Raw genomic sequence first — 23,668 nt, 5'->3', positions numbered from 1 at the left:
GACGGCTTATACCGCCACTTCAGGTGAAACTCACTTGACATCGCTTTTTCGAATTATATGTTATCGATAACATAATCAACTGTCAAAATGCGGGACGGAGATGGAATGCCTGAGCTAGAGATCTTGATGGCCGGAGCCTATCCGGAATGGGATATGGTCGATCTGGAGGCGAAGTATCGCGTTCACCGCCTGTGGGAAGCGGCCGATAAGCAGGAACTGATTGCAAGGGTCGGCAAGAATGTTCGCGCCATTGCGACGCGTGGCGAACTCGGCGCCTCCGCCGAACTGATGAAACAATTGCCGAAGCTCGAGATCGTCTCCTGTTATGGCGTCGGCACCGATGCCATCGACCTCTCCTATGCCCGCGCCAACGGCATTCGCGTCACCAATACACCCGACGTTCTGACCGAGGATGTCGCCGATATCGCCATCGGACTGCTGCTTGCCACGGCGCGGCAGATTCCGCAGGCCGATGTTTTCGTCCGCGCCGGCCAGTGGGGCAATGTCGCCATGCCGCTGGTAACGCGCGTCGCCGGCAAGAAGGTCGGACTCGCCGGCATGGGGCGGATCGGCAAGGCGATCGCCAGGCGGGCTGCCGCTTTCGGCTGCGATATCGCTTACTTCGCCCGCAACGAGCACACGGATGTTCCTTATGCTTACCAGCCGAACCTGGTGGCGCTTGCCGATTGGGCCGATTTCCTGATCGTCATCGTCCCCGGCGGGCAGGCGACGATGAAGATCATCAATGCCGAGGTGCTGAAAGCGCTCGGTCCCAACGGCATGTTGATCAATGTTTCGCGCGGGACGACCGTCGATGAAGAGGCGCTGATCGCAGCCCTTCAGAACGGCACCATCCAGGCCGCCGGCCTCGACGTGTTCCTGAACGAACCAAAGATCGATGCGCGTTTCCTGAAGCTTCAAAACGTGGTGTTGCAGCCCCATCATGGCTCCGGCACCGTCGAAACCCGCAAGGCGATGGGCCAGCTGGTCAGAGACAATCTCGCCGCGCATTTTGCCGGCAACCCGCTTCCAACTCCCGTCGTGTGAGGGTTTCGATATGAAAGCCATCGTCATTCATGCCGCCAAGGATCTCAGGATCGAGGAGCGCGAGCCGGAGGTTGCGGGCGAGGGGCAGGTGGAAATCGCCATCGAAGCCGGCGGCATTTGCGGCTCCGACCTGCATTATTACAATCACGGCGGCTTCGGCACCGTTCGCCTGCGCGAGCCGATGATCCTCGGCCACGAAATCGCCGGCACGGTCAAGGCGCTGGGCGCCGGTGTGAGCGATCTTGCCATCGGAGACCGCGTTGCGGTGTCCCCGAGCCGGCCGTGCAATCATTGCCAATATTGCCTGAAGGGACAGCAGAACCACTGCCTCAACATGCGGTTTTACGGCAGCGCCATGCCGATGCCGCATATTCAGGGCGGCTTTCGCCAGCGGCTGGTGGCGGAGCGCTGGCAATGCCACAAGGTCGCCGACGGCATCTCCATTCACGAAGCGGCCTTCGCCGAACCCTTTGCCGTGACATTGCATGCCGCCAGCCGCGCCGGATCGCTGCTGGGCAAACGGGTGCTCGTCACCGGCTGCGGCCCGATCGGGATGCTGGCGATCGTTGCGGCGCGCGTTCTCGGCGCCCGCGAAATCGTCGCGACCGATGTGACCGACAGCGTTCTGGCGATCGCCCGCACCAGCGGCGCGGATCGGACGATCAATGTCGCCACGCATGCCGCCGACCTAGCCGCTTACGGTGCCGACAAGGGATATTTCGACGTCATGTTCGAAGCATCGGGCAACGAACGGGCGGTGCGGGCCGGCCTGGAGGCGCTGAAGCCCCGCGCCGTTCTCGTGCAGCTCGGTCTCGGCGGCGATGTCTCCATCCCGCAGAACATGATCGTCGCCAAGGAAATCGAGATACGCGGGACATTCCGCTTTCACGAGGAATTTGCGCTCGCCGTCGAACTGATCAATGCGCGCCGCGTCGATCTGAAGCCGCTGCTGACAGGTGTCTTTAAGATCGACGAGGCCGTCGCCGCCTTCGAACTGGCAAGCGACCGCAGCAAGTCGATGAAAGTCCAGATCGCCTTCTGACAAGGCACGGATTATCGGGCGCTTCGATCCGTGCTTTCGCGCAGCACGACCCTGTAGCCGGTCAATGTGATTTCATCGCCGGTCGCCTCGCCGCTGCCCTGCAGGGCATCGAGAAGGCGGCCGGCGGCCTGGCGGCCGATGCCGTAACAGTCGACATTGATCGTGGTGATGCTGGGATGACAGATCGACGAGATCTCGTAATCGCCGAAACCGGCAATGGCGATATCTTCAGGCACGCGCATTCCCCTGCGTTTGCATTCCATGATCGCGCCGAAGGCGGACAGGTCGGAAACGCAGAGAACGACTTCCGTGTCCGGCCAGCGCTCCAACAGACTGACGATTGCCTGGCCGCCCTGTTCCATGGTGATCGGCGGCACGCCGAAGGAAATCGCCCGGCCCGGTCCCAGGCCCAGTTCCTCGACAGTCTTCAGGAAACCGCTGCGCCGTTGGCTGCCGCGCGTATCGCGTGCCGTCGTGCCGCCGATATAGCCGAACCTGCGATAGCCCTGACTGGCAAGCGTTCGCACCAGCAGCGACATCGCCTCGCTGTTGGAAAAGCCGACGACATGATTGATCGGCTCCTCCGGAATTTCCCAGGTTTCAACCACGGGAATGCCGGCCTTATCAAGCATGCGCCGCGCCCGGTCGGTATGCGAGCCGCCTGTCAGGATGATGCCCTCGGGACGCCGGCGCAGCATCGCCTCGATCAGCTTTTCCTCTTTCTCAGCGGCATAGTCGGTATAACCGAGCAGAAGCTGAAGGCCGGTATTCTCCAGCGCGTCGGTGATGCCGCGCGCGGTGTCGGAAAAATTCGAATTGTTGATGGAGGGCACCAGCGCGGCGATGAAGCCGCTGCGCCGCGAGGAAAGGCTGCCAGCGGAAAGGTCGAGCACGTAACCGAGCGCATCGACCGCTTCCATGATGCGCTTGCGCGTCTCTTCGGAAACGCTCGCATCCTGGCGAAAGGCGCGCGAAACGGTCATGGCCGATACGCCGACATATTTGGCGACCTCAGCCATCGTCAGCTTTTGGGCGTCTCCTCCCTTGAGACGCTTGTCTTTTGGCTCATCCTCGTTTTTCACTGGTCTCCGCCCTTAAAACAGCTATCCGAGTTGGCAACTCCGGATAGGATAAAGTTATCGCTATCATTGCACAATCAATATTATTACTGGAATGCTGCGTTCCACAGTCCATCGATCTCTATACGAAGGCCGCGAAGCAGGGCAGAATGGTATCGATAACAATTTGAGACGAGGAGGCATCATGTTCGGGGAAATCGAGGGTACGGGGTTCGAGGTTCTCGACCCGCGCTTTGAAAGCTGCTTCGTCGGCCATGCCCGCGTCGAGCGGCTTTGGACGGGCGGCCGCTGGCTGGAGGGACCGGCCTGGTTTGGCGCCGGGCGCTACCTGGTCTTCTCGGATATCCCCAATAATCGCATGATGCGCTACGACGATACCAGCGGGCAGACATCGGTCTTCCGCTCGCCCAGCAACAACTCCAACGGCAACACGGTCGACAATCAGGGACGGCTGGTCACCTGCGAGCATCTGACGCGCCGCGTCACGCGCACCGATTTCGACGGCGGAATCAGCGTGCTGGCCGATCGGATCGCGGGCAAACGGCTCAATTCGCCCAACGACGTCACCGTGAAGTCCGACGGCACCGTCTGGTTCACCGACCCGAGCTACGGGATCCTCCACGATTACGAGGGCGACTACGGCGAGGAGGAAATCGGCGGATGCCACGTCTACCGGCACGACCCGGCAACAGGCGCAACCGACCGGGTGGCGTCCGACTTCGTCCAGCCGAACGGGCTGGCTTTCTCCCCTGACGAAACGGTGCTCTATATCGCCGATACCGGGGCATCGCACCTGTCCGACGGTCCGCGCCATATCAGAAAGCTCGCCGTGTCCGATGGCGGCCAGCTGAGCGACCGCGGCATTTTTGCCGAATGCACGGCGGGCTTTTTCGATGGTTTCCGCGTCGACCGGAAGGGAAGGATCTGGACGAGCGCCGGCGACGGTGTGCACTGCTATGACCCGGATGGCACGCTGATCGGCAAGATCCGTATTCCCGAGATCGTCTCCAACGTCGCTTTCGGCGGCGAGAAACGGAACCGCCTCTTCATCACCGCAACGACATCCCTCTACGCTGTCTATCTCACGGCCAACGGGTCGAAGCTGGGATAATCGCTGAGCTACCTCTCAGGCGGCCTCGGTTTGTTGACAAACTCTCCTCCGTCATGCTCGGCCTTGTGCCGAGCATCTGACCACAATAATTTCTTGACAGGAAAACCTTTATTTTCAGTGACTTAATTTGGCTGGCGTAGATCCTCGGCACAAGGCCGAGGATGACGTCGCGGGTTTTGCAGTGGTTTGCCCGCAAGCCTGAGGCCGCATTTTCAGGCGGCCTGCCTTTTACCAGTGCACGGGCGCTTTTTCCGTCATCGTTGGCTGAGGCCGTCAGCCAATCTGACGAGACCGAGGAAATCCGATCTGTAGCCGAAGGCATCCGCCCCCCGCGATGCCGCAGCGAGATCGGCAATCGCTTGATAGGAATAAGCATCAAGGGCGGCGGTGCGGCTCAATTTCTGGCCGAAGGCGGCGACGGCCACCGAGAAGCGAACGTCCTCAGGCGCGGCATCGATAGTGGCGAACGCGTTGCCGTCACCGACCGGCGTGGTGATCAGGGCGCTTTTTTCTTCACCCGGCCGCTTGTAGCGCATCTTGACGAAGGCGAGCTCGCCCTGATGCGCGCTGCCCGATGTCTCGGCCGGCGCCTTGTTGGGCACGCCGTAACGCAGGTCATCGTTCATGACCGCGGGGCTGTCCTTGGGCGTGATCTCGTAGATCGCCGTGACGCTGTGGCCGGAGCCGATATCGCCGGCATCGACGCGGTCATTGTTGAAATCTTCGCGGTTGAGGGCGCGTGTCTCGTAGCCGATCAGCCGATATTCGGCGATCCGTTCCGGGTTGAACTCGACCTGGAACTTGACGTCCTTGGCGATCGGAAACAGCGTCGACCCGGCCTCTTCGACCAGCGCCTTCTGCGCCTCCGCCAGGGTGTCGATATAGGCGGCGCTGCCATTGCCGTTCTGGGCGAGCGTCTGCATCAGGGAATCGTTGAGATTGCCGCGGCCGAAGCCGAGAACGGTCAGGAAGATGCCGTCCTTGCGTTTCTCCTCGATGATGCGTTTCAGATCCTCGTCGCTCGACGGGCCGACATTGAAGTCGCCGTCCGTCGCCAGCATCACCCGGTTGACGCCGTCCTTGACGAAAGCCTTTTTGGCAAGTTCGTAGGCCGCCTCGATGCCCTCGGCGCCGCCGGTCGAGCCCCCGGCCTCCAGCCTGTCGATCGCCGACAGGATCTTCGATTTCTCCGCCACCCGCGTCGGCTCGAGCACCGTGCCGGCGTTGCCGGCATAGGTGACGATCGACACGGTGTCGTCGGCCTTCAGCCTGTTGACCAGCAGCCGGAAGGCGCTCTTCAGCAGCGGCAGCTTGTCCGGTTCGTCCATCGAGCCCGAGACGTCGATCAGAAAGACGAGATTGGCGTGCGGCGCGGTCGCCGGCGCGATGTCATAACCCTTGATCGCCACGTGCATCAGTTCCGTGTCGTGGTTCCACGGGGTCGGCATCACCGTCACGGTCGCCTTGAAGGGCTGGTCGGCCGTCTCGGGACCCGGCCAGTCATAGGGGAAATAATTGATCATCTCCTCGACGCGAACCGATTGCGGATCCGGCATCGCCCCGCCGGTGAGCGACCGGCGGACGAAGGAATAGGAAGCGCTGTCGACATCGGCGGAGAAGGTAGAAACCGGATCGGCCGCGACACTTTTGATCGGATTTGCCGCGGCATTGGCAAAGCGCTCGCGACCGGGGTCGAGCTGGAGCTGAGCACGTCCATCCGCCGGCGGAACAGGCGAGGGGGCAACGGCGGCCATCGGTTCAGCCAGTAGCTGGCCTTGAGCAACCACGCCAGGAGCAGCCGGCGCAGCACGTTTGGCCATGCCAAGGGCCGCCGCGGATTCATCCGATTTGTTCTTAAGAACGGCGATCTCGCCGGCATCGAATTCAGCGCGCAACTCCGCAGCGGACTTTGCCGCCTGAGGCTCCTTGTCCTGCAAGATTTGAGCGCTATCAGCCGCCGACGATTGAGCCGGCCGATTCTCTTCGGCCGGCGCTTCGGAAAGCCTGGGTTGGGACGGTTTCGGCACTTCATTTTTCGAAACGGGGCCGGCGATCTTTTCCTGGTCGACGATCGGTTGGTTGCGGGCCAGATCGAGGGTGAGATAGCCGGCAGCGGGAATGACGAGCAGCGTCGCAAGGGCTGAACCGGCGAGGAATTTCTTATTCATAGCAGGGCTCCATATCCAGTTGATGATGGAGCTTGGACGCCAGCCTTTGGCATTTCCTTGGGCTGCCGCTGCATTATTTTCTGCGCTGTCAAAGGCCTGCATCGCCGCGGCAAGGGCGCGTGCGCGCGCCTCCGGATCAACGGCCGGCGGGGTGAGGCGGGAGAGTTTTTCGAGTTCCTTGTCCATCATACCTCTTCCTTGCCGAGCATGGCCTTCAGCCGCTTGCGCGCCTCGTGGACTTGCCAGGAGACGGTCGCCTCCGAGCAGCCCATGACATCGGCGGCGGCCGAATGGCTGAGGCCTTCGCCATAGACGAGCAGCACGGCGTCGCATTGCCGTTCCGGCAAAGCGCGCACGGCCGCCCATAATTCGCTTGCCAGTTCGTCGTCGTTCCCGCCCGGTGCATCCGGCTGCGGTTCGACCGCATAGGCGCGGAACGTCTGCTCCTCTCGTGCGCGTTTGCGTCTGTGATCGCGAGCGGCGTTCAGCGTCAGCGTGTAAAGCCATGTCCTGAAGCGGCTGGCGCCGCGAAAGCCGCCGATGGCGGCGCCGATTTTGACGCAGACCTCCTGGGCGATATCGTCCGCATCCGTGGAACTGCCCGACCATCGCCACGCCGTCGCGCGGACGAAATCATAATGGCGCGAGACCAGTTGCCCAAAGGCCTCCCTGTCGCCGCGCTGTGCTCGTTCTATGAGCTCCGCATCCAATGCGCACCTACCCCCAAGCTATCAAGCAAGATGCTATTTCAGGATTGAGACGTTTCTCCGATAGCTTTCCTTGGGTCGGCCGCGAAAAATATTGGATCTTTTTGAAAAAAGCGCCAAAGCCCTGGAAATGCAGGATCAAAATAAGGAAGCATCGCGACATCCATGGGTCGCGGCCAGACAGATTGCCACCGTCGCAAAGGGGCATGATGGACGCAGAGTCGGCCAAGGGCATGATCCGCATGTCCAAAATCGAAAGGACCCTCAATGTCCGCTCCATCGCCTGTCCCCACCGAAAAGAGCATCCTGCAGTTTCTCCAGATTTGCGATAGCTTCTATCCCGCGGACGCCGTCAAAGCCCCGGTCGAGCAGCAGCGGCATTGGTACGATGCTCTCTGCGCGCGCTTCGACCGCCCGTTGCCCCCGGATATGATCTTTGCGGATGGCATGGTTCAGCGCATACCGATCCGGCGCTACCGTCCGCGGAAAATCATCACCCGGACCGTTCTGCTCTATCTCCATGGCGGCGGCTTCGTCGTCGGTTCGCTTGAGAGCCATCACGCCATCTGCGCCGAGATCGCCGACTTTGCCGGCGCCGAACTCGTTTCCGTCGATTACCGGCTGGCCCCTGAATATCGCTGGCCGGCACAGACGGACGACGGCTTCGCCGTGCTCAAACATCTGCTTGCCGCCGGCAACAAAGTCGTGCTGATCGGTGACAGCGCCGGCGGCAATCTCGCGGCCGGCCTTGCCTTACGGGCGCGCGATGAGGAGCTGTCGGGCGTCGTCGGCCAGGTGCTGATCTACCCCAGCCTCGGCGGTGATCTCGATACAGGGTCCTATGTGGAAATGGCCGCCGCACCCGGCCTGACGACGGCCGATGTCGCCTATTATTGCGAAATCCTGCGGGCACCTGAAGGAAATGCGATCGCCGAGCCGCTGCAGGCAGCTTCGCTCGTCGGACTGCCGCCGACCTTCATCACGGTCGCGCATTTCGATCCGCTTCGCGATGACGGCCGGCACTATGCCGCCCGGCTGACTGCGGAGGGCATTGAAGTCTGGTTCCGGGAGGAGCCGCAGATGGTGCATGCCTGGCTGCGCGCCCGCCATATGAGCGATGGCGCGCGCGACGGCTTCCGCGCAGTCTGCGAGGCCGTCAGGCATTTCGCGATGCTTTGACGATCACATCAGATCGCGCGCAATCTTCTTTTCCGCGAAGATCTTTTCGAAGATCTGCACGTCGTCCTCGAACGCAGTGACGACGGCGCTGACGATCCAATCGGTTGCGGTACAGGCAATCCGCGCCGTTGCCGCGGTCCGCACGAACCAGCCGGGACGGTGCATGTCGCAGGTCCAGGTCGACACACCAGTCATCGACAGCGGATCATCCGGCGAAATCGACCAGACTTCCTCGCGCAATTGCCGGGTCGACAGGCCCGTCTGAGGATGTTCATAAAGCCCGGTCTCCTCGTGGATGCGATAGTCCGTCCGATTGGCCGAGAGATCCCGGACGATCTGCCGTGTCGTCGCGGCAGCCGCGTGCTCGATATATCTCGGCAGAGGATCGGGATTGGCCGGCGCCGCGATAGCGATGCTGCGATGGTCGCCGAGCACCGGCAACCCCAGACCGAGCGAGGCGATATCGATGTCGATCCCTTCGTCCTCAGGCGGCGGCAGGATCATCGGCCAATAGGCGGTGGACAGCGAAAGGCGGATGCGATGCCCGTTGCGGAAGCGATAGCCGCAGGCATCGAGCACCAGCCGGATCGACACCGTCTCGCCTGGGATCAGCGGTTTCGGATCGGCATTGCCGTCGCGGTGAGTAAGATTGACGACGCCAAAGGCGACGCGCATGGCCGTGCCGTCGGGATGGACGTCGATCAGCCGGGCGCAGAGGTTTGCATGCGCCGCCCGGGGGCGCAGCCGCAGTGTCAGCACCGGCCGGCCGAGATAGTCGCAATCATGGGCAAGCGGTATGGTATCGAAGACCAGCGAGCCGGCATCGTCCGAGCGTTGATCAATTGCCATTTCGGCGTCGGGCTTGAGCGTGAAATATTCACCCGATGCCGTGCCGGTATCGAGAGGCGACTTGACATAGACCGGATGCTCGGGCGCATGCGGGATCGGCATGCCTTCGGTCAGCCTGCCGAATTGCTCGACGTAGAAACATTGCATATGCGGCGGCGTCCAGACATCCCGCGCGATCCAGAAACCGGGATCGCTGTCGCGCCGCGGCGCCGGGCGGACGGCATCGAGCATATAGGCGCGGGCCTGCGGCAGCCCGTCGATGCCATTGTCCTCGCCACGAAGCCATTTGTTCCACCAGGCGATCGCTTCGCCATGGAAATCGGCGCGCGGTTTCGGCCAGGCGAAGTGCGGATATTTGTGCACCCAGGGACCGATTAGCGCTTTCGCCTTCTCGCCCAGACCCTCGACCGCCATCAGCGGCGTATTGCGGTAGCCATCCGCCCAGCCGGCAATGACGAGCGTCGGAATCTCGACGCTCGAAAAATCCTCCGAGATCGAGCCGTGACGCCAGAAATCATCGCGCCGCTGATGGGCCAGCCACTCCTCCATGAAAAAGGGTTCGCCCGCCAGGCGCTCAAGCCACATCGCCTTCCAGCGCTCGCCGACAAGTGCCGGATCGGGCGGACGCGACTGGTAGCCGAGCATCGTCGCCGCCCATGAAAGCTGGGCGGAGAGATGGCAGCCGTTCTTGTAGTGGATATCGTCATTATAACGGTCGACGGTCGAGGCGATCGAGATGACGGCTTTGAGCGCCGGCGGGCGCAACGCGGCGACCTGCAGGCTGTTGAAGCCGCCCCAGGAGATGCCCATCATGCCGACCGAGCCGTTGGACCAGGGCTGCGCCGCGATCCAGGCGATCACTTCGCAGGCATCGGCAAGCTCTCGCTCGGTATATTCGCCGTCGATGACGCCGTCGGATTCGCCCGATCCGCGGATATCGACCCGCACGCCGGCAATGCCGGCGGCGGCGAACACTGGATAGGTCGACTCGTCCCTGGGGCTGGTCCCGTCCCGCTTGCGGTAGGGCAGGAATTCGAACACGGCAGGAACGGGATTCTGCTCAGCGCCGTCGGGCATCCAGATGCGTGCCGCCAGTCGCGTCCGATCCTTCAAGGTGATCCACTGATTTTCGATGGTTGTGAAGCTGCGGTCTGACATTGTCATATATCCAGAAGAGCTTTAGGCATTAAGCCACACGCGGCTGCCGATGTAGCCGTTGGACATATCGTTGCCGATATCGTCGACATATCCCTTCAGCATTTTCGAAGAGGCCATGATGTAGTCGTTGAAGACGGGCAGGATCAGACCGCCATCGTCTCGCACTATCAGGGCCAATTGCCGATAAAGCACCTTGCGCTTGGCCTCATCAAGTTCTGACCTTGCTTGCAGAACCAATTTGTCGAAGTCAGGGCGCTTGAAACGCGTGTCGTTCCATTCTGCTGTCGACAGGTAAGAGGTGGAATAGCGCGAATCCTGGGTCGGACGACCGCCCCAGAACGAGGCGCAGAAGGGCTGCTTGTTCCAGACATTGGTCCAGTAGCCGTCTTCCGGTTCGCGCTTGACGTCGATTGTGATGCCGGCCTTGCGCGCGCTTTGCTGGAACAGGATCGCCGCATCCACAGCGCCCGGAAAGGCTGCGTCTGACGTGAGCAGCTGAATGGAGCGGTCGAGACCCGCTTTCTTGAAGTGGAAGGCGGCCTTGTCTGGATCATAAGGGCGCTGCTCGATATCGGTCGGGGCGAGAGCGTAGTTGGAATTGACCGGATAGTCGTTGCCGATGGCTCCGTAGCCGCCCAGAACCTTGTCGAGGATCGCCTGACGATCGATGGCATATTTCAGCGCAAGCCGAAGATCAGTGTTGTCGAAGGGAGCCGTGTCGCAATGCATTAGGAAACAATAGAAGCCCTTGCCTGCATTCCGGAGGATTTCGACGGTCGGTGCTCGCTGCAGCATCGGGACTGTCTTGGGGTCGACATTGTTGACGAAATGGACTTGGCCGGAGGCAAGTGCGGCAACGCGGGCGGTATTGTCGTTGATGACGAGGATTTCGACACTGTCGACAAAGCCGCGGTCGGAGCGCCAATCCTTCGGGTTTTTCTCGAAGGTTGCGTGAACGCCCGGTTCGAAGCTTTTCAGAATGTAAGGACCTGTACCGATGGCCGCCGCAGGCTTGTCGAGGCCGCCCTTGGGTTGGATGATCAGGTGATAGTCGGTCAAAAGCAAAGGCAGGTCCGCATTGCCTTGCGAAAGTGTGAGGACAAGGTCGCCCGCTTTTTCTTCGATACCGGTGATCGAGGCCATGAGCCCCAGAGCGCCCGACTGCGAATTCTTGTCCGCGTGTCGCTTCAGTGTCGCGACGATGTCCGCGACGGTCATCTTGCTGCCGTCGTGAAACTGCACGTCGTTCCTGATTTTGAAAGTCCAGACGGATGCGTCCGCCGATGGCGTCCAGGAAGTCGCCAGCGACGGCAAGGGCGTACCGGTCTTAGGGTCGGATTCGACAAGGGTGTCGCCCCAGAGACGGCCAATCACGAACAACACCGAGGCGCTATAGGTCGCGGGGTCGAGCGCATCACTGGTGGCGCCGCCCTTGAGACCGAGTTTCAGATGACCACCGCGCTTCGCTTCCTGCGCGCGGGCGCGCGGCATCAAGAGGCCGGAGGTGAGGACTGGCAAAGCACCCAGCGCGACGGCACCGCCAACGAAGTGACGGCGGCCGATACTCAGGGGCGAAGATTGATCCTTTTCACGTGTCATTTTAGTTCCCTTTTCAACGTTATTAGAGGGGAACGTAGAGATCAGGCTGCTTCACACAATTTCGCGACTTGACGCATCTTTGAGCGAGTTTACGCTGCTATCCTCAAGACGGAACCGCCGATGCCCCACCTAGTCGAGAACCTCAAGATCGCCTGTGCCACGCAGCGTTCCATTTCGCATCTTTGCCGCGCGATCGACATCAACCGACAGCAATTCAATCGATATATCAACGGCCAGACGAGGCCGTCTGCCCATAATCTCGCGCGCATAGCCAAGTATTTCGATCTCGACGCGGCCGACTTTGGTCTCGCTCCTAGGCTCTTTCGCGAGCGGCTTCGCAAACCGACTCTAGACCTCAATCAAAGGTCCGAACTATTAAAGGCGTTCCCAGGCGATCTGACCGCGCTCCGGCGCCATATTGGCTATTTCCAGACCTATCATCGCTCCCCGTCCTGGCCGGGAATGGTTGTCTGTTCGTGCAGCCGCTTTGTGGAGAAGGGTGGGCTTGTGCATGTCAAATCAATGGAGCGTCTGCGGGACGCTGGAAACGGCATCCAGCAATTTTCGAAATATGTCGGCCTTGCGGCCTTCTATCGAAACCGGATCTTCATTACGGAGCGAGTCGTCGGCCCAAATCCGGTACTTTCACAGACGATCCTCCTGCCATTCGATGAGTACCAGCGCGTCTATCTGCGCGGGACGACAATGGGAATCTCGTGGCGACGGGAAAATCTCCCGTATGCGTCGCGGATGATCTGGCGGCATGTCGGCGCCGAGCCCAACCTGCGCGAGCTTCTGTCACGTTGCGGACCATTGCCGCTGTCTTCACGCCAGCTGCCACCGACGGTGCGCTCGTTCCTCGCAGATCCATCCGCGGAAGTGTATGCGGTGCCGGCAGAGTATTGAAGACACCGATTTCCAACGAAGCCATCATATCCGGATGAGTGCCGAACGATTTCGCGCCTTCAATTCCCGGCGCTTGCCATCTTCCGCGTCGTCAGTACCCGTTCTAGCCAGCCAATTTCCATTTCCGGCACCGATTTCAACAGCAGATCGGTGTAATCATCGAAGGGTGGCGACAGTGCCGTCGATTTCGGCCCGAAGCGCACCAGCTTGCCGCGATGCATCACCGCCACGCTGTCGGCAATCGCCCGGACGATCGCGATGTCGTGCGTGATGAAGATATAGGACAGCTGTTCCTCCTGTTGCAGACGCAGCAGCAGCTTGAGGATGCCCTCGGCCACCAGCGGATCGAGCGCCGAAGTCGGCTCGTCGCAGAGGATGAGTTCCGGCTTGGCGGCAAGGGCCCTCGCGATCGCCACCCGCTGCTTCTGGCCGCCGGAGAGTTCGGCCGGGTAGCGGTCGATGAAGCCGTTGCCCATTTCGATCTGGTCGAGCAGTTCCTTCACTCTGGCCGTCTTCTCGGCACCTCTGAGGCCATAATAGAAGGTCAACGGCCGGCCGATGATGTCGCGCACCGTCTGCCTCGGGTTCATCGCCGTGTCGGCCATCTGATAGATCAGCTGGATACGCCTGAGGTCGTCGTTCGGCCGGTTCTTCAGATCGGGCACCAGTGGCTTGCCGTCGAAGACGATGCGTCCGCTCCTCGGCGGCAAGAGGCCGGTAATGGCGCGTGCCAGGCTCGATTTGCCGGAGCCGGATTCGCCGACGACGGCAAGCGTCTGCCCCTTTGGCACATGCAGCGAGACATCGTGCAGCACCTTGAAGCCGTTGGAATATTCGGCGCTGACATGTTCCACCTTAAGAAGCGCCGCGGACTGGTCGGCGGCTTCCTCGCGATGGGCCTGCCTGACATTGACCAGCGCCCGGGTATAATCTTCCCGCGGCGTTTCGATGATCTGCCGGACGCTGCCATATTCCACCTGCCTGCCGTGGCGCAGGACCATGATGTCGTCGGAGATCTGCGCGACGACGGCAAGGTCATGGGTGATGTAGAGGGCGGCCGTGTGGGTTTCCTCGATGGCGTGCTTGATCGCCGCCAGCACGTCGATCTGCGTGGTGACGTCAAGCGCGGTGGTCGGCTCGTCGAAGACGATGAGTTCGGGGTTGGAGCAGAGCGCCATCGCCGTCATCGCACGCTGCAGCTGGCCGCCGGAGACCTGATGGGCGAAGCGCTCGCCGAAGGTCTCGGGATTGGGCAGGCCGAGCACGCGGAACAGATAAAGCGCACGTTTGCGTGCCTCCTCCCTGGTCATCAAGCCATGCTTGAGCGAGGCTTCGATCACCTGATCGCCGAGCCTGTGCGCCGGATTGAAGGCGGCCGCCGCCGATTGCGCGACATAGCAGACCCGTGCGCCGCGGATTTTCCGGATGCCGTTCTTCCCCAGCGTCAGAATATCGGCGCCATCGAGCCGCACCTCGCCGCCGGTGATTTCGGCGCCGCCGCGGCCGTAGGCAAGCGCCGAGAGGCCGATCGTCGACTTGCCGGCGCCCGATTCTCCGATCAGGCCGAGAACCTTGCCCTTCTTGAGGTCGAAGGACACGCCGTCGACGATCGTCACCCGCTTGGGCGGCTCGCCCGGCGGATAGCTGGTCGCCTCGATCTTGAGATTGCGAACGGAAAGAAGCTCAGGCATCGCCACGCCCTCCCTTGAGGCTGGATGTGCGTTTCAGCAGCCAGTCGACGACGAGGTTGACGCAGACGGCGAGCACGGCGATCGCCGTGCCCGGCACCAATGCGGCTGAAATGCCGAAGATGATGCCGTCCTTGTTGTCCTTGACCATGCCGCCCCAGTCGGCCGCCGGCGGCTGGATGCCGAGGCCGAGGAAGGACAGCGTCGAGAGGAACAGGATCGAGAAGGCGAAGCGCAGGCCGAACTCGGCCAGCAGCGGCGACAGCGTGTTCGGCAGGATTTCGCGGAAGATGATCCAGAGCTTGCCTTCGCCGCGCAGCTTGGCCGCCTCGACGAATTCCATCACCGCGACGTCGAGCGCGACGGCGCGGCCGAGACGATAGACACGGGTAGAATCGAGGATCGCCATGACAAGAATCAGGACGATCATATTCTGCGGCAGGACTGCAAGCACCACCAGTGCGAAGATCAACGTCGGGATCGACATCATCAGATCGTTGAAGCGGGAAAAGACCGTGTCGACGAGGCCGCGCGAGACGGCCGCGGTGAAGCTCAGGATGATGCCGAGCGAGAAGGAGATGATGGTGGCGGCGGAGGCGACGAGCAGCGTCGTGCGCGCGCCATAGATCAGGCGCGAGAGGATGTCGCGGCCGAGATTGTCGAGGCCGAAGATATAGTGATCGTCCGGCAGCTGCCAGACGTCGCCCAGGACCTGCGTCTCCCCATAGGGAGCGATCCAGGGTGCGAAGAGCGCGAAGATGAAGGCCAGGGCAATGCCTGTTATGCCGATCCAGGCGGTGATGGGAATGTCTCTTGCTCTCATCGCGGATGCCTCAGCCTTGGATTGGCGACGATCGCGAGGATATCTGCGATCATGTTGAGGAAGATGTAGACGGCTGCGAAGATCAGGCCGCAGGCCTGCACCACAGGCATGTCGCGCACGGTGACCGCGTCGACCATATATTGTCCCATGCCGGGATAGACGAAGACCACTTCGACGACGACGACGCCGACCACGAGATAAGCGAGGTTCAATGCGACGACATTGATGATCGGCGCCAGCGCATTGGGGGCGGCGTGCTTGACGATCGAGCGGAAGCCGCTCAGGCCCTTCAGCTCGGCGGTCTCCATATAGGCCGAGGACATCACCGAGAGGATCGCGGCGCGGGTCATGCGCATCATGTGCGCCAGCACGACGAGCACGAGGGTCGCGGTCGGCAGCGCGATCGCCTTCAGCCGCTCGACGAAGCCCATGCTGTCATAGACGGTCGCCGGAAAGGTCGCCATGCCGAACTTCACCGCGAAGAAGAGGATCAGCAGATAGCCGATGAAGAATTCCGGCAGCGAGATCGCCGCAAGCGAAATCACATTGATGATCTTATCCGGCAGGCGGTTGCGGAAATGCACCGAGAGCATGCCGAGGCCGACGGCGAGCGGCACTGAAATCACCGCCGCAAAACCCGCCAGAAAAAGCGAATTGCCGAGGCGCTTGCCGATCTGCTCGCTCACCGAATTCTTGCTCGCCCAGGAGGTGCCGAAGTCACCTTGAACTGCATTGCCGAGCCACTCGACGTAACGCGTCGTCACCGGCCGGTTCAGCCCGAGATCCTGACGGATATTGGCGACGGCCTGCGGTGTGGCCGACTGGCCGAGATAGGTGGTGGCGAAATCGCCGGGCAGCGCTTCCAGGCCGCCGAAAATCAGGATGGAAACAGCGAAAAGCAAGATGATGCTGAGCACGAAACGCTCGAGGATGAGGGCAAGCAGCGGAAAACGCTGCCGCAACCTCAAGCCCGGCAAGATATTGCTCGGGGCAGGATTGGTCATGGCGAAGGCCTCTCGTAAAACGTCAGGAGGGACCGCAGGTTTCATCCCGCGGTCCCGGCTTCGTCGGAGATCGAAGGGCGTTGCGCCCCTCAGGCGTCCAGCCAGACGCGGGTTGCGACATAGCCGTTCGACATATCGTTGCCGATGTCGTGGACATAACCCTTCACCTGCTTGGTGGAGGCGTTTACGAAGTCATTGAACATCGGCAGGATCACGCCGCCTTCATCGCGCACCATCATCGCCATGGCGCGATACATGTCCTTGCGCTTGGCTTCATCAAGCTCGGAGCGGGCCTGCAACAGCAGTTTGTCGAAGTCGGGACGCTTGAACTTGGTGTCGTTCCAGTCCGCCGTCGAGAGATAGGCGGTGGAATACATCTGGTCCTGCGTCGGCCGGCCGCCCCAGTATGAGGTCGAGAAGGGCTGGACGTTCCAGACGTTGGTCCAGTAGCCGTCGCCCGGCTCGCGCTTGACCTCGATCTCGATCCCGGCCTTCTTGCAGCTTTCCTGATACAGCACGGCCGCATCGACGCCGCCGGGGAAAGCGACTTCAGAGGTGCGCAAGAGGACCGAGCCGCTATGGCCCGATTTCTTGTAATGGAAGGCGGCCTTATCGGGATCGTAGACACGCTGCTCGATGCCTTCGGGAAACAGCGCATAGGTGCTGTTGATCGGGAAGTCGTTGCCGACCTTGCCGTAACCGCCGAGGATCTTCTGCACCATGGTTTCGCGATCCATGGCGTATTTCAGCGCCAGGCGCAGGTCATTATTGTCGAACGGCGCCTTGTCGCAATGCATGATGAAGACGTAGTGGCCTCGGCCGGCGGTCGAGAGGATCTCGACGTTCGGCGCGCGTTTCAACAGGTTGACGGTCTTCGGATCGACGCGGTTGATATAGTGCACCTGGCCGGACGAGAGCGCCGCGATGCGCGCGGTCGCATCGTTCATGCCGATCACCTCGATCGAATCGACATAACCCCGGTCGCTGCGCCAATCGTCCTTGTTCTTCTCGAAGGTGGCGCGAACGCCGGCTTCGAAGCTCGTCAGCTTATAGGGGCCGGTGCCGATCGAGGCGAGGGGATCGTCGACGCCGCCGTTCGGCTGGATGACCAGATGGTAGTCGGAGAGCAGCAGCGGCATGTCGGCATTGCCTTCGCTGAGCGTCAGCACGAGATTGCCGCCGTCGGCCTTGATCTCCTTGATCGAGCCGAGCACACCGAGCGCCCCGGATTCCGATTTTTTATCGGTGTGGCGCTTCAGCGTCGCGACGACGTCGTCGATCGTCAGCTCCTTGCCGTCGTGGAACTTGACGCCCTTGCGGATCTTGAAGGTCCAGGTCACCGCGTCTTTCGACGGCTCCCAGGATTCGGCGAGCGCCGGCACGGCGGCACCGGTCAGCGGGTCTGACTCAACCAGCATGTCGCCCCAGCAACGGCCGACGCAGAACATGAACTGCGACAGGAATTTCGCCGGGTCCTTGGAATCCGTGGCGGCACCGCCTTCGAGGCCAAGCTTCAGATGGCCGCCACGCTTCGGTTCGGCGGCTTCGGCGCTTTCGGTGAAGAGCTTGTCGGCGACGGCAAGTGTGATGCCCGCCGCCATGGCGCGTCCCATGAATTCGCGGCGGCTGAGCCCGCCCGCAGTGACGCGGCTTGCAAGATATTTCGTATAGTCGTTCATTCCCCAGTTCCTTCTTTATGGTGCGTTGACAGAACTTCCGGGCAGGATCGCAGGCGGTTTCCTCTCCACCTCCGGTGCCCGCATCATGCGGGAAACATTGCGGTTGCTGCCGCCTGCTTATTGTCCTTTCCAAATGGGGTTGCGCTTTTCCGCGAAGGCGCGAGCGCCTTCCAATTGGTCTTCGCTCGAATAGAGGCGGTCGACGGTTGCAAACTGCCGTTTGGTGATCTTGTTCATGGCAGTCTGGAACGTCGAACCCTCCGCTTCGCGCACGATTTCCTTTATGGCCGCAGAGACGAGCGGCGGCCCGCTTGCGAGCAGATGGGCAAGCTCCCAGACTCTCTTCATAAGGCGGTTGGCCGGCAGGATCTCGTTGACGAAGCCCCAGCGATGCGCCTCGTGCACGTCGAGCCAGCGTCCCGTCAAAAGCATGTCCATGGCGATGTGATAGGGGATGCGTTTCGGCAGCTTGATCGACGCCGCATCGGCCACCGTGCCCGAGCGGATTTCCGGCAGCGCGAACGTCGCATGCTCGGCGGCGAGGATCAGGTCGGCCGAAAGCGCGATCTCCAGTCCGCCGCCGCAACAGATGCCGTTTACCGCACAAATGACCGGCTTGTTAAGGTCACGCAGCTCCTGCAGCCCGCCGAAGCCGCCGACGCCGTAATCGCCATCGACCGCATCGCCTGATGCCGCCGCCTTCAGGTCCCAGCCGGCGCAAAAGAACTTTTCGCCCGCGCCCGAGACGATGGCGACGCGCAATTCCGGATCGTCGCGAAAACTCTGGAAGATCAATCCCAAGGCACGGCTGGTCGCAAGGTCGATGGCGTTCGCCTTCGGCCGGTCGATGACGACTTCGAGGACGCCGCCGTCATGTCGTGTGCGGATGTGATCGCTCAACCTATGCTACCTCCTCCGCCGTATCAGGGCATCGACTGCGGCAACACCGCGCCCTTCGGGAAGAACCATCAACGGATTAATGTCCAGTTCCTCCAGCCGTGCCGCGTTCTTTACGACATAATCTGCCGCTGCTGCGATAGCGGCGACCGCGCCGTCGAGATCGCCTTTCGGCCGCCCGCGATAGCCATAGAGCAATTTTGCCAGTTTTAGGCGCAAAATCGCCGCATGAACCTCGGTTTTCGTGGCCGGAAGCGGCAGGATGACGGAATCCTCGAGCAATTCGACCATGATTCCGCCCGCTCCCAGGGTCAGCGACAATCCGAAGACAGGGTCGCGGATGGCGCCGACAATAAGCTCGGCGACCGGCGGATCGATCATCTTCTCGACCAGATAACCGGCACTCGACGCCATTTTCGCCGCCGCGTTCGAGACGGCCTGACTATCCCGGAGGTTGAGCGCGACGGCGCCTGCCTCGGTCTTGTGCGCAATGCCGAGGGCCTTCAGAACGACGGGGAAACCGAGCCGTTCGGCCTGTTCGACGGCATCATGGGGAGAAAAAGCCTGCAGCCCCCAGGGAACGGGGAGGCCGCAGGCAGCAAGCTCCGTCTTCGCATCGGCTTCCGTCAGCGTCTCGATCTCACCGTCCATGGACGGCACGTCGAGCAGCGGCGGGGGAGGCGGGGCTTGCCAAGCTTGGCCGATGCCGGCTGCGACCTCAGCCGCAATGATGGCTTCGTCGATGCCTGAAAAAGCGACGACGCCATTGGCCATCAGCCGGTCGGCGATCGGCTCCGGCATGTTCTCCGGCAGGGTCGCAAGAAGGCCGGCCAGCGCACCGGTGGCAGAGGCAGCAGTGATGACCGCATCTGCCGTCATTGCCCATTCGGACGCATCGCAGCGGTCGCACCGCGGGAAGTCGAGGACGACGAGATTGAGGGCATAACCGCCTTTGAACATGACGCTGAAGGCTTCGGTCTGGCGGCCGACATCACCCCAGACGAAGGTGTGGTAGTCAAGCGGGTTGGAGAGCGTCACCATCTCGCCCAGCACCCGTCGAAGGCGCGGCAATTGTTGCGGCTGCAGCGCGGCGAATTCGATATTGCGGCCGACGGCCGCATCCGCGATCAGCGAAGCTTCGCCGCCCGAGCAGCTCATCGACGAGATCGACCGGCCTGGGAGGGGGCCGGCGACATGCAGCAGCTTCAGGGTTTCCAGCAATGCCGGCAGGCTTTGGACACGGCCGATGCCGAGGCGGGCGAGCACGGCATCGGCCACCGCATCGCTGCCGGCGAGCGAAGCGATGTGCGACACCGCCGCCTGTTTTGCCTGCTCGGATCTGCCGACCTTCAGCACGACCACAGGCTTCTTGGACTGGCGGGCAATGGCGGCAAGGCGTTCGAGGCCGGAGACATCGCCGAAACCTTCGACATGAAGGCCGATCGCCGTGACGCGCGGATCCTCGATCAATGCGCAGGCGACGTCGGCAAGCGATGTCTGCGCCTGGTTGCCTGCCGTGACCACATAGGCGATCGGCAACCCACGGGTCTGCATGGTCAGGTTGATGGCGATGTTGGAAGACTGCGTGAGGATCGCCACGCCGTATTCGATGCGCTTCATACCGTGCTGGTCCGGCCAGAGCAGCGCGCCATCGAGACCGTTGATCAGCCCGTAGCAATTCGGGCCGAGGATCGGCATGCCGCCGGCTGCCGAAAGCAAGGCCTGCTGCAGGTCGGCGCCATCGGCCAGTTCCGCCGTCGCCTCGCTGAAGCCCGATGCATAACAGACCGCGCCGCCGGCACCGGCCGCGGCAAGGCTGCGCACGATCTCGACGGTGAGCGTCCTGTTGACACCGACGAAGGCGGCGTCCGGCGCCTGGGGAAGATCGGATACGGAGCGATAGCACGGCCGTCCCAGCACCTCGTCGAGTTTGGGATGGACGGGCCAGATCTCACCTGAAAAGCCCATGCGGTCACACTGCTCGACCACCCGGCGCGCCTCGCGGCCGCCGAAGACGGCGATCGTTTGCGGTCTGAGTAGGCGGTCGAGCGGGCTGGATGTCATCGGCTCACGCTCCCAAAGGCCGAAGCAGGTCGCGGCTGATGATATGCCGCTGGATTTCGGAGGTGCCGTCCCAGATGCGCTCGACGCGGGCATCGCGCCAGAAGCGGGCAAGCGGCAGGTCGTCCATCAGCCCCATGCCGCCATAGATCTGGATCGCCTCATCCGTCACGCGGGCCAGCATTTCGGAGGCATAGAGCTTGGCCGAGGCAATCTGCCGGTCGGCGGCAAGGCCGGCATCGAGCCGCCAGGCGGCTGAAAGGGTCAGCCAGTCGGCCGCGTCGATCTCGGTGATCATATCGGCGAGCTTGAAGGAGACACCCTGATTGGCGCCGATCGGCCTGCCGAACTGCTTACGTTCGGCGGCATAGGGCAAAGTCATGTCGAAGACGCGGCGTGCCCGGCCGACGCAGGTGGCGGCAACCGTCAGCCGGGTGCCGTAGAGCCATTGATTGGCGATATCGAAGCCGCGATGCACCTCGCCCAGCACCTGGGTTTCAGGGATCCGGCAATCGGTAAAACTGAGGGTGCAGTTATGGTAGCCCCTGTGCGAAACGGAATCATAGCCTTTCAGGATCTCGAAGCCAGGCGTGCCGCGATCGACGAGAAAGGCAGTGATCTTCTTCTTGATGCCTTTCGGCGTTTCCTCCTCGCCGGTGGCGGCAAAGACGATGACGAAATCGGCGACATCGGCATGGGAGATGAAGTGTTTCGTGCCGTTCAGGACGAAGTCGCCGCCGTTGCGGCGGGCAGCACACTTCATGCCGCGCATGTCGGAGCCGGCGTCCGGCTCGGTGATGGCAAGCGCGTCGATCTTGTCGCCGCGCACCGCCGGCAGGAGATAACGTTCGCGCTGCTCGCCCTCGCAGGCCATCAGGATGCCGGAGGGCCGGCCGAAGAAGACCGTCAGCCCGAGCGAGCCGCGTCCGAGCTCCCGTTCGACGAGCGTGAAGGTGACATGGTCGAGGCCGGCGCCGCCGACCTCCTCGGGGAAATTGCAGGCGTAGAAACCGAGATCGATGCATTTGCGCTGGATCTCGCGGCCGAGCTCCGGCGGAACGATGCCGGTCCGCTCGACCTCGTTCTCATACGCATAGATCTCGGTCTCGACGAAAGCGCGGACCGTTTCGACGATCATTTCCTGTTCATCGCTGAGACCGAAATCCATGCCGATCCTCCTACCGCCTCTGGCCGACATGACGGCCGGCACCCTCGGGCAGCGCCAATTCCGCATGGGACGCGGCAATCGCCTTCACTCTGTCGAGCACCACGGCGGGCGCCGCCACTGCCTTGCCCGCCTTGCTGTCGACATGCAGCAACATCTGCTCGGCGGTTGCGATAAGCTCGCCCGTCGCCGTCTCGTGCAGCGTGTGGAAGACATGCAGCCGTTTCTCGTCGGCGGCCAGGATCTGGCAGGCCGAATGGATTGCCTGCCCGAGCTTCGCCTCGCCGAGATGGCGAATATGGCTTTCCACCGTATAGTAGCTGTGCCCGGCCTCGACATAGGCAAGGTCGACGCCGACGAGGCGCAGCAGCGCGTCTGATGTATCGCCAAACACCTGGAGATAGCGGTGCTCGGTCATATGGCCGTTATAGTCGACCCAGGCCGGGCTCACCTTGGTTTCGACAAGCCGCAGCGGCTTCGAAAGATCGGCGGGCATGGTCTGGCCTGAGCCTTTTGCCCAGAGCGACTGCTCGAAATCCTTCAGCAGTTTGCCGGCGCCCCAGCCCTTGCCGCCGTCACCGCCCTTCAGCGCCTGCAGGATGCCGACGAGATTTTCGTCGCGGATGCGCTCAAGCTGGCGGATTGAAAGGCCCGCCGCCTGCTCGTCGGATTGCCGGCCGATCTTTTCGATCAGAGCATCGTCAAGATCGACGACATCGGTCAGCTTGGTCCAGGGCCAGGCGAGGCAGGGCCCGAACTGGGCGAGGAAGTGGCGCATCCCGGCCTCGCCGCCGGCGATGCGATAGGTCTGGAACAGGCCCATCTGCGCCCAGCGCAGGCCGAAGGAATAGCGGATGACGTCGTCGAGCGTCTCGACGGTGCAGATATCGTCGTGGATGAGCCAGAGGGCCTCGCGCCAGAGCGCTTCGAGCAGCCGGTCGCCGACGAAAGCCTCGATCTCCTTGGCGATGTGGACGCCTTTCATGCCGATCGGCGGCAATCTTTCCATCGCCGCCCGGATGGTCGCCGCCGAGGTCTTCTCACCGCCGACGATCTCGACGAGCGGTAGCAGATAGACCGGGTTATAGGGGTGGGCGACGAAGAGCCGTTCGGGATGCTTCATGTCGCGCTGCAGATCGGTCGGCAACAGCCCAGAAGTGGAGGAACCGATCAGCGCGTCGGGTCGTGCCGCGGCATCGATTTGGGTGAGGACGCCGCGCTTGAGATCGAGCCTTTCCGGCACACTCTCCTGAATCCAGTCGGCATCGGCAACGGCTTTCGCCAGCGTCTCGCAGAAGGTCAGCCTGCCGCGCGGTGGCAGGGGCGCGCCGGTCAGCATGGCATAGGCTTTTTCGGCATTGGCGATCACTTCGCCGACGATGCGGCCTGCTTCCGGATGCGGGTCGAACACGTCGACGTCGATGCCGGCCAGCAGGAATCGGGCGATCCATCCGCCGCCGATGACGCCGCCGCCGATACAGGCCGCCTTGCTGATCTTGGTCATGA

18 protein-coding genes are annotated in these 23,668 nt (G+C 62.2%); 5 read left to right on the top strand and 13 right to left on the bottom strand.

The features are described 5' to 3' along the window. Window positions 1-105 precede the first annotated feature (105 nt). A complete protein-coding gene (locus tag ATY75_RS23060; protein WP_088939365.1) occupies window positions 106-1,047 on the top strand; it encodes a 2-hydroxyacid dehydrogenase in 942 nt (313 codons plus the stop codon). A gap of 10 nt (window positions 1,048-1,057) precedes the next feature. Further along, window positions 1,058-2,089 (top strand): L-idonate 5-dehydrogenase, encoded by a 1,032-nt coding sequence (locus ATY75_RS23055; RefSeq protein WP_088939364.1) that lies wholly within the window; start codon window positions 1,058-1,060, stop codon window positions 2,087-2,089. Window positions 2,090-2,100: 11 nt separating this feature from the next. Here ATY75_RS23055 and ATY75_RS23050 read toward each other — a convergent pair whose 3' ends face one another. Continuing rightward, entirely contained in the window at window positions 2,101-3,171 is a 1,071-nt protein-coding gene (locus ATY75_RS23050; protein ID WP_088939363.1) for a LacI family DNA-binding transcriptional regulator, read from the bottom strand. Between the two features lie 181 nt (window positions 3,172-3,352). On the opposite strand from ATY75_RS23050, the gene ATY75_RS23045 reads away from it, so the two are divergent. Continuing rightward, complete coding sequence (locus ATY75_RS23045) at window positions 3,353-4,279, top strand: SMP-30/gluconolactonase/LRE family protein (RefSeq protein ID WP_088939362.1); 927 nt, start codon at window positions 3,353-3,355, stop codon at window positions 4,277-4,279. 254 nt (window positions 4,280-4,533) lie between these two features. On the opposite strand, the gene ATY75_RS23040 is transcribed toward ATY75_RS23045, so the two are convergent. After that, window positions 4,534-6,636, bottom strand: a complete 2,103-nt coding sequence (locus tag ATY75_RS23040; protein ID WP_088939361.1) for a VWA domain-containing protein — start codon at window positions 6,634-6,636, stop codon at window positions 4,534-4,536. Next, window positions 6,633-7,157 carry an RNA polymerase sigma factor gene (locus tag ATY75_RS23035; RefSeq protein ID WP_064841665.1) on the bottom strand — a complete coding sequence of 175 codons (525 nt, stop codon included), beginning with the start codon at window positions 7,155-7,157 and terminating at the stop codon, window positions 6,633-6,635. The genes ATY75_RS23040 and ATY75_RS23035 overlap by 4 nt, the downstream gene beginning before the upstream one ends. Window positions 7,158-7,421: 264 nt before the next feature. Between ATY75_RS23035 and ATY75_RS23025 the strand changes: the two genes are divergently transcribed. Next, window positions 7,422-8,333, top strand: a complete 912-nt coding sequence (locus ATY75_RS23025) for an alpha/beta hydrolase (protein WP_088939360.1) — start codon at window positions 7,422-7,424, stop codon at window positions 8,331-8,333. Window positions 8,334-8,336: 3 nt separating this feature from the next. Here the strand turns inward: ATY75_RS23025 and ATY75_RS23020 are convergent, their stop codons facing one another. Then, window positions 8,337-10,340, bottom strand: coding sequence for a CocE/NonD family hydrolase (locus ATY75_RS23020; RefSeq protein ID WP_088939359.1), 2,004 nt, complete (start codon window positions 10,338-10,340; stop codon window positions 8,337-8,339). A 21-nt stretch (window positions 10,341-10,361) separates the two neighbouring features. Next, a complete protein-coding gene (locus tag ATY75_RS23015; protein ID WP_088939358.1) occupies window positions 10,362-11,939 on the bottom strand; it encodes an ABC transporter substrate-binding protein in 1,578 nt (525 codons plus the stop codon). Window positions 11,940-12,059: 120 nt separating this feature from the next. Here ATY75_RS23015 and ATY75_RS23010 point away from each other — a divergent pair, with 120 nt between their 5' ends. Then, entirely contained in the window at window positions 12,060-12,845 is a 786-nt protein-coding gene (locus tag ATY75_RS23010; RefSeq protein WP_088939357.1) for a helix-turn-helix transcriptional regulator, read from the top strand. Window positions 12,846-12,904: 59 nt separating this feature from the next. On the opposite strand, the gene ATY75_RS23005 is transcribed toward ATY75_RS23010, so the two are convergent. The 8 genes from ATY75_RS23005 to ATY75_RS22970 form a co-directional block, all read right to left on the bottom strand. Further along, window positions 12,905-14,536, bottom strand: coding sequence for an ABC transporter ATP-binding protein (locus ATY75_RS23005; RefSeq protein ID WP_088939356.1), 1,632 nt, complete (start codon window positions 14,534-14,536; stop codon window positions 12,905-12,907). Further along, the gene (locus tag ATY75_RS23000; protein ID WP_088939355.1) at window positions 14,529-15,356 is read right to left on the bottom strand and encodes an ABC transporter permease; all 828 of its coding nucleotides are present in this window, start codon (window positions 15,354-15,356) and stop codon (window positions 14,529-14,531) included. Before ATY75_RS23000 ends, ATY75_RS23005 begins: the two co-directional genes overlap by 8 nt. After that, complete coding sequence (locus ATY75_RS22995; protein WP_088939354.1) at window positions 15,353-16,360, bottom strand: ABC transporter permease; 1,008 nt, start codon at window positions 16,358-16,360, stop codon at window positions 15,353-15,355. The genes ATY75_RS23000 and ATY75_RS22995 overlap by 4 nt, the downstream gene beginning before the upstream one ends. Before the next feature lie 89 nt (window positions 16,361-16,449). Continuing rightward, window positions 16,450-18,039 (bottom strand): ABC transporter substrate-binding protein, encoded by a 1,590-nt coding sequence (locus ATY75_RS22990; RefSeq protein WP_088939353.1) that lies wholly within the window; start codon window positions 18,037-18,039, stop codon window positions 16,450-16,452. 117 nt (window positions 18,040-18,156) lie between these two features. Beyond that, window positions 18,157-18,939, bottom strand: a complete 783-nt coding sequence (locus ATY75_RS22985) for a carnitinyl-CoA dehydratase (RefSeq protein WP_088939352.1) — start codon at window positions 18,937-18,939, stop codon at window positions 18,157-18,159. 6 nt (window positions 18,940-18,945) lie between these two features. Next, on the bottom strand, window positions 18,946-21,000 hold the full coding sequence (locus ATY75_RS22980) for an acetate--CoA ligase family protein (RefSeq protein WP_088939351.1): 2,055 nt from the start codon (window positions 20,998-21,000) through the stop codon (window positions 18,946-18,948). A 4-nt stretch (window positions 21,001-21,004) separates the two neighbouring features. Then, a complete protein-coding gene (locus ATY75_RS22975) occupies window positions 21,005-22,165 on the bottom strand; it encodes an acyl-CoA dehydrogenase family protein (protein WP_088939350.1) in 1,161 nt (386 codons plus the stop codon). Between the two features lie 10 nt (window positions 22,166-22,175). After that, window positions 22,176-23,666 carry a carnitine 3-dehydrogenase gene (locus tag ATY75_RS22970; protein ID WP_088939349.1) on the bottom strand — a complete coding sequence of 497 codons (1,491 nt, stop codon included), beginning with the start codon at window positions 23,664-23,666 and terminating at the stop codon, window positions 22,176-22,178. Between the last annotated feature and the right edge of the window lie 2 nt (window positions 23,667-23,668).

Source organism: Rhizobium sp. N122 (assembly GCF_002211295.1).
Lineage (GTDB): Bacteria > Pseudomonadota > Alphaproteobacteria > Rhizobiales > Rhizobiaceae > Rhizobium.
Note: the sequence above shows the minus strand (reverse complement) of the source record. Positions and strands in the feature narration are given on the sequence as shown.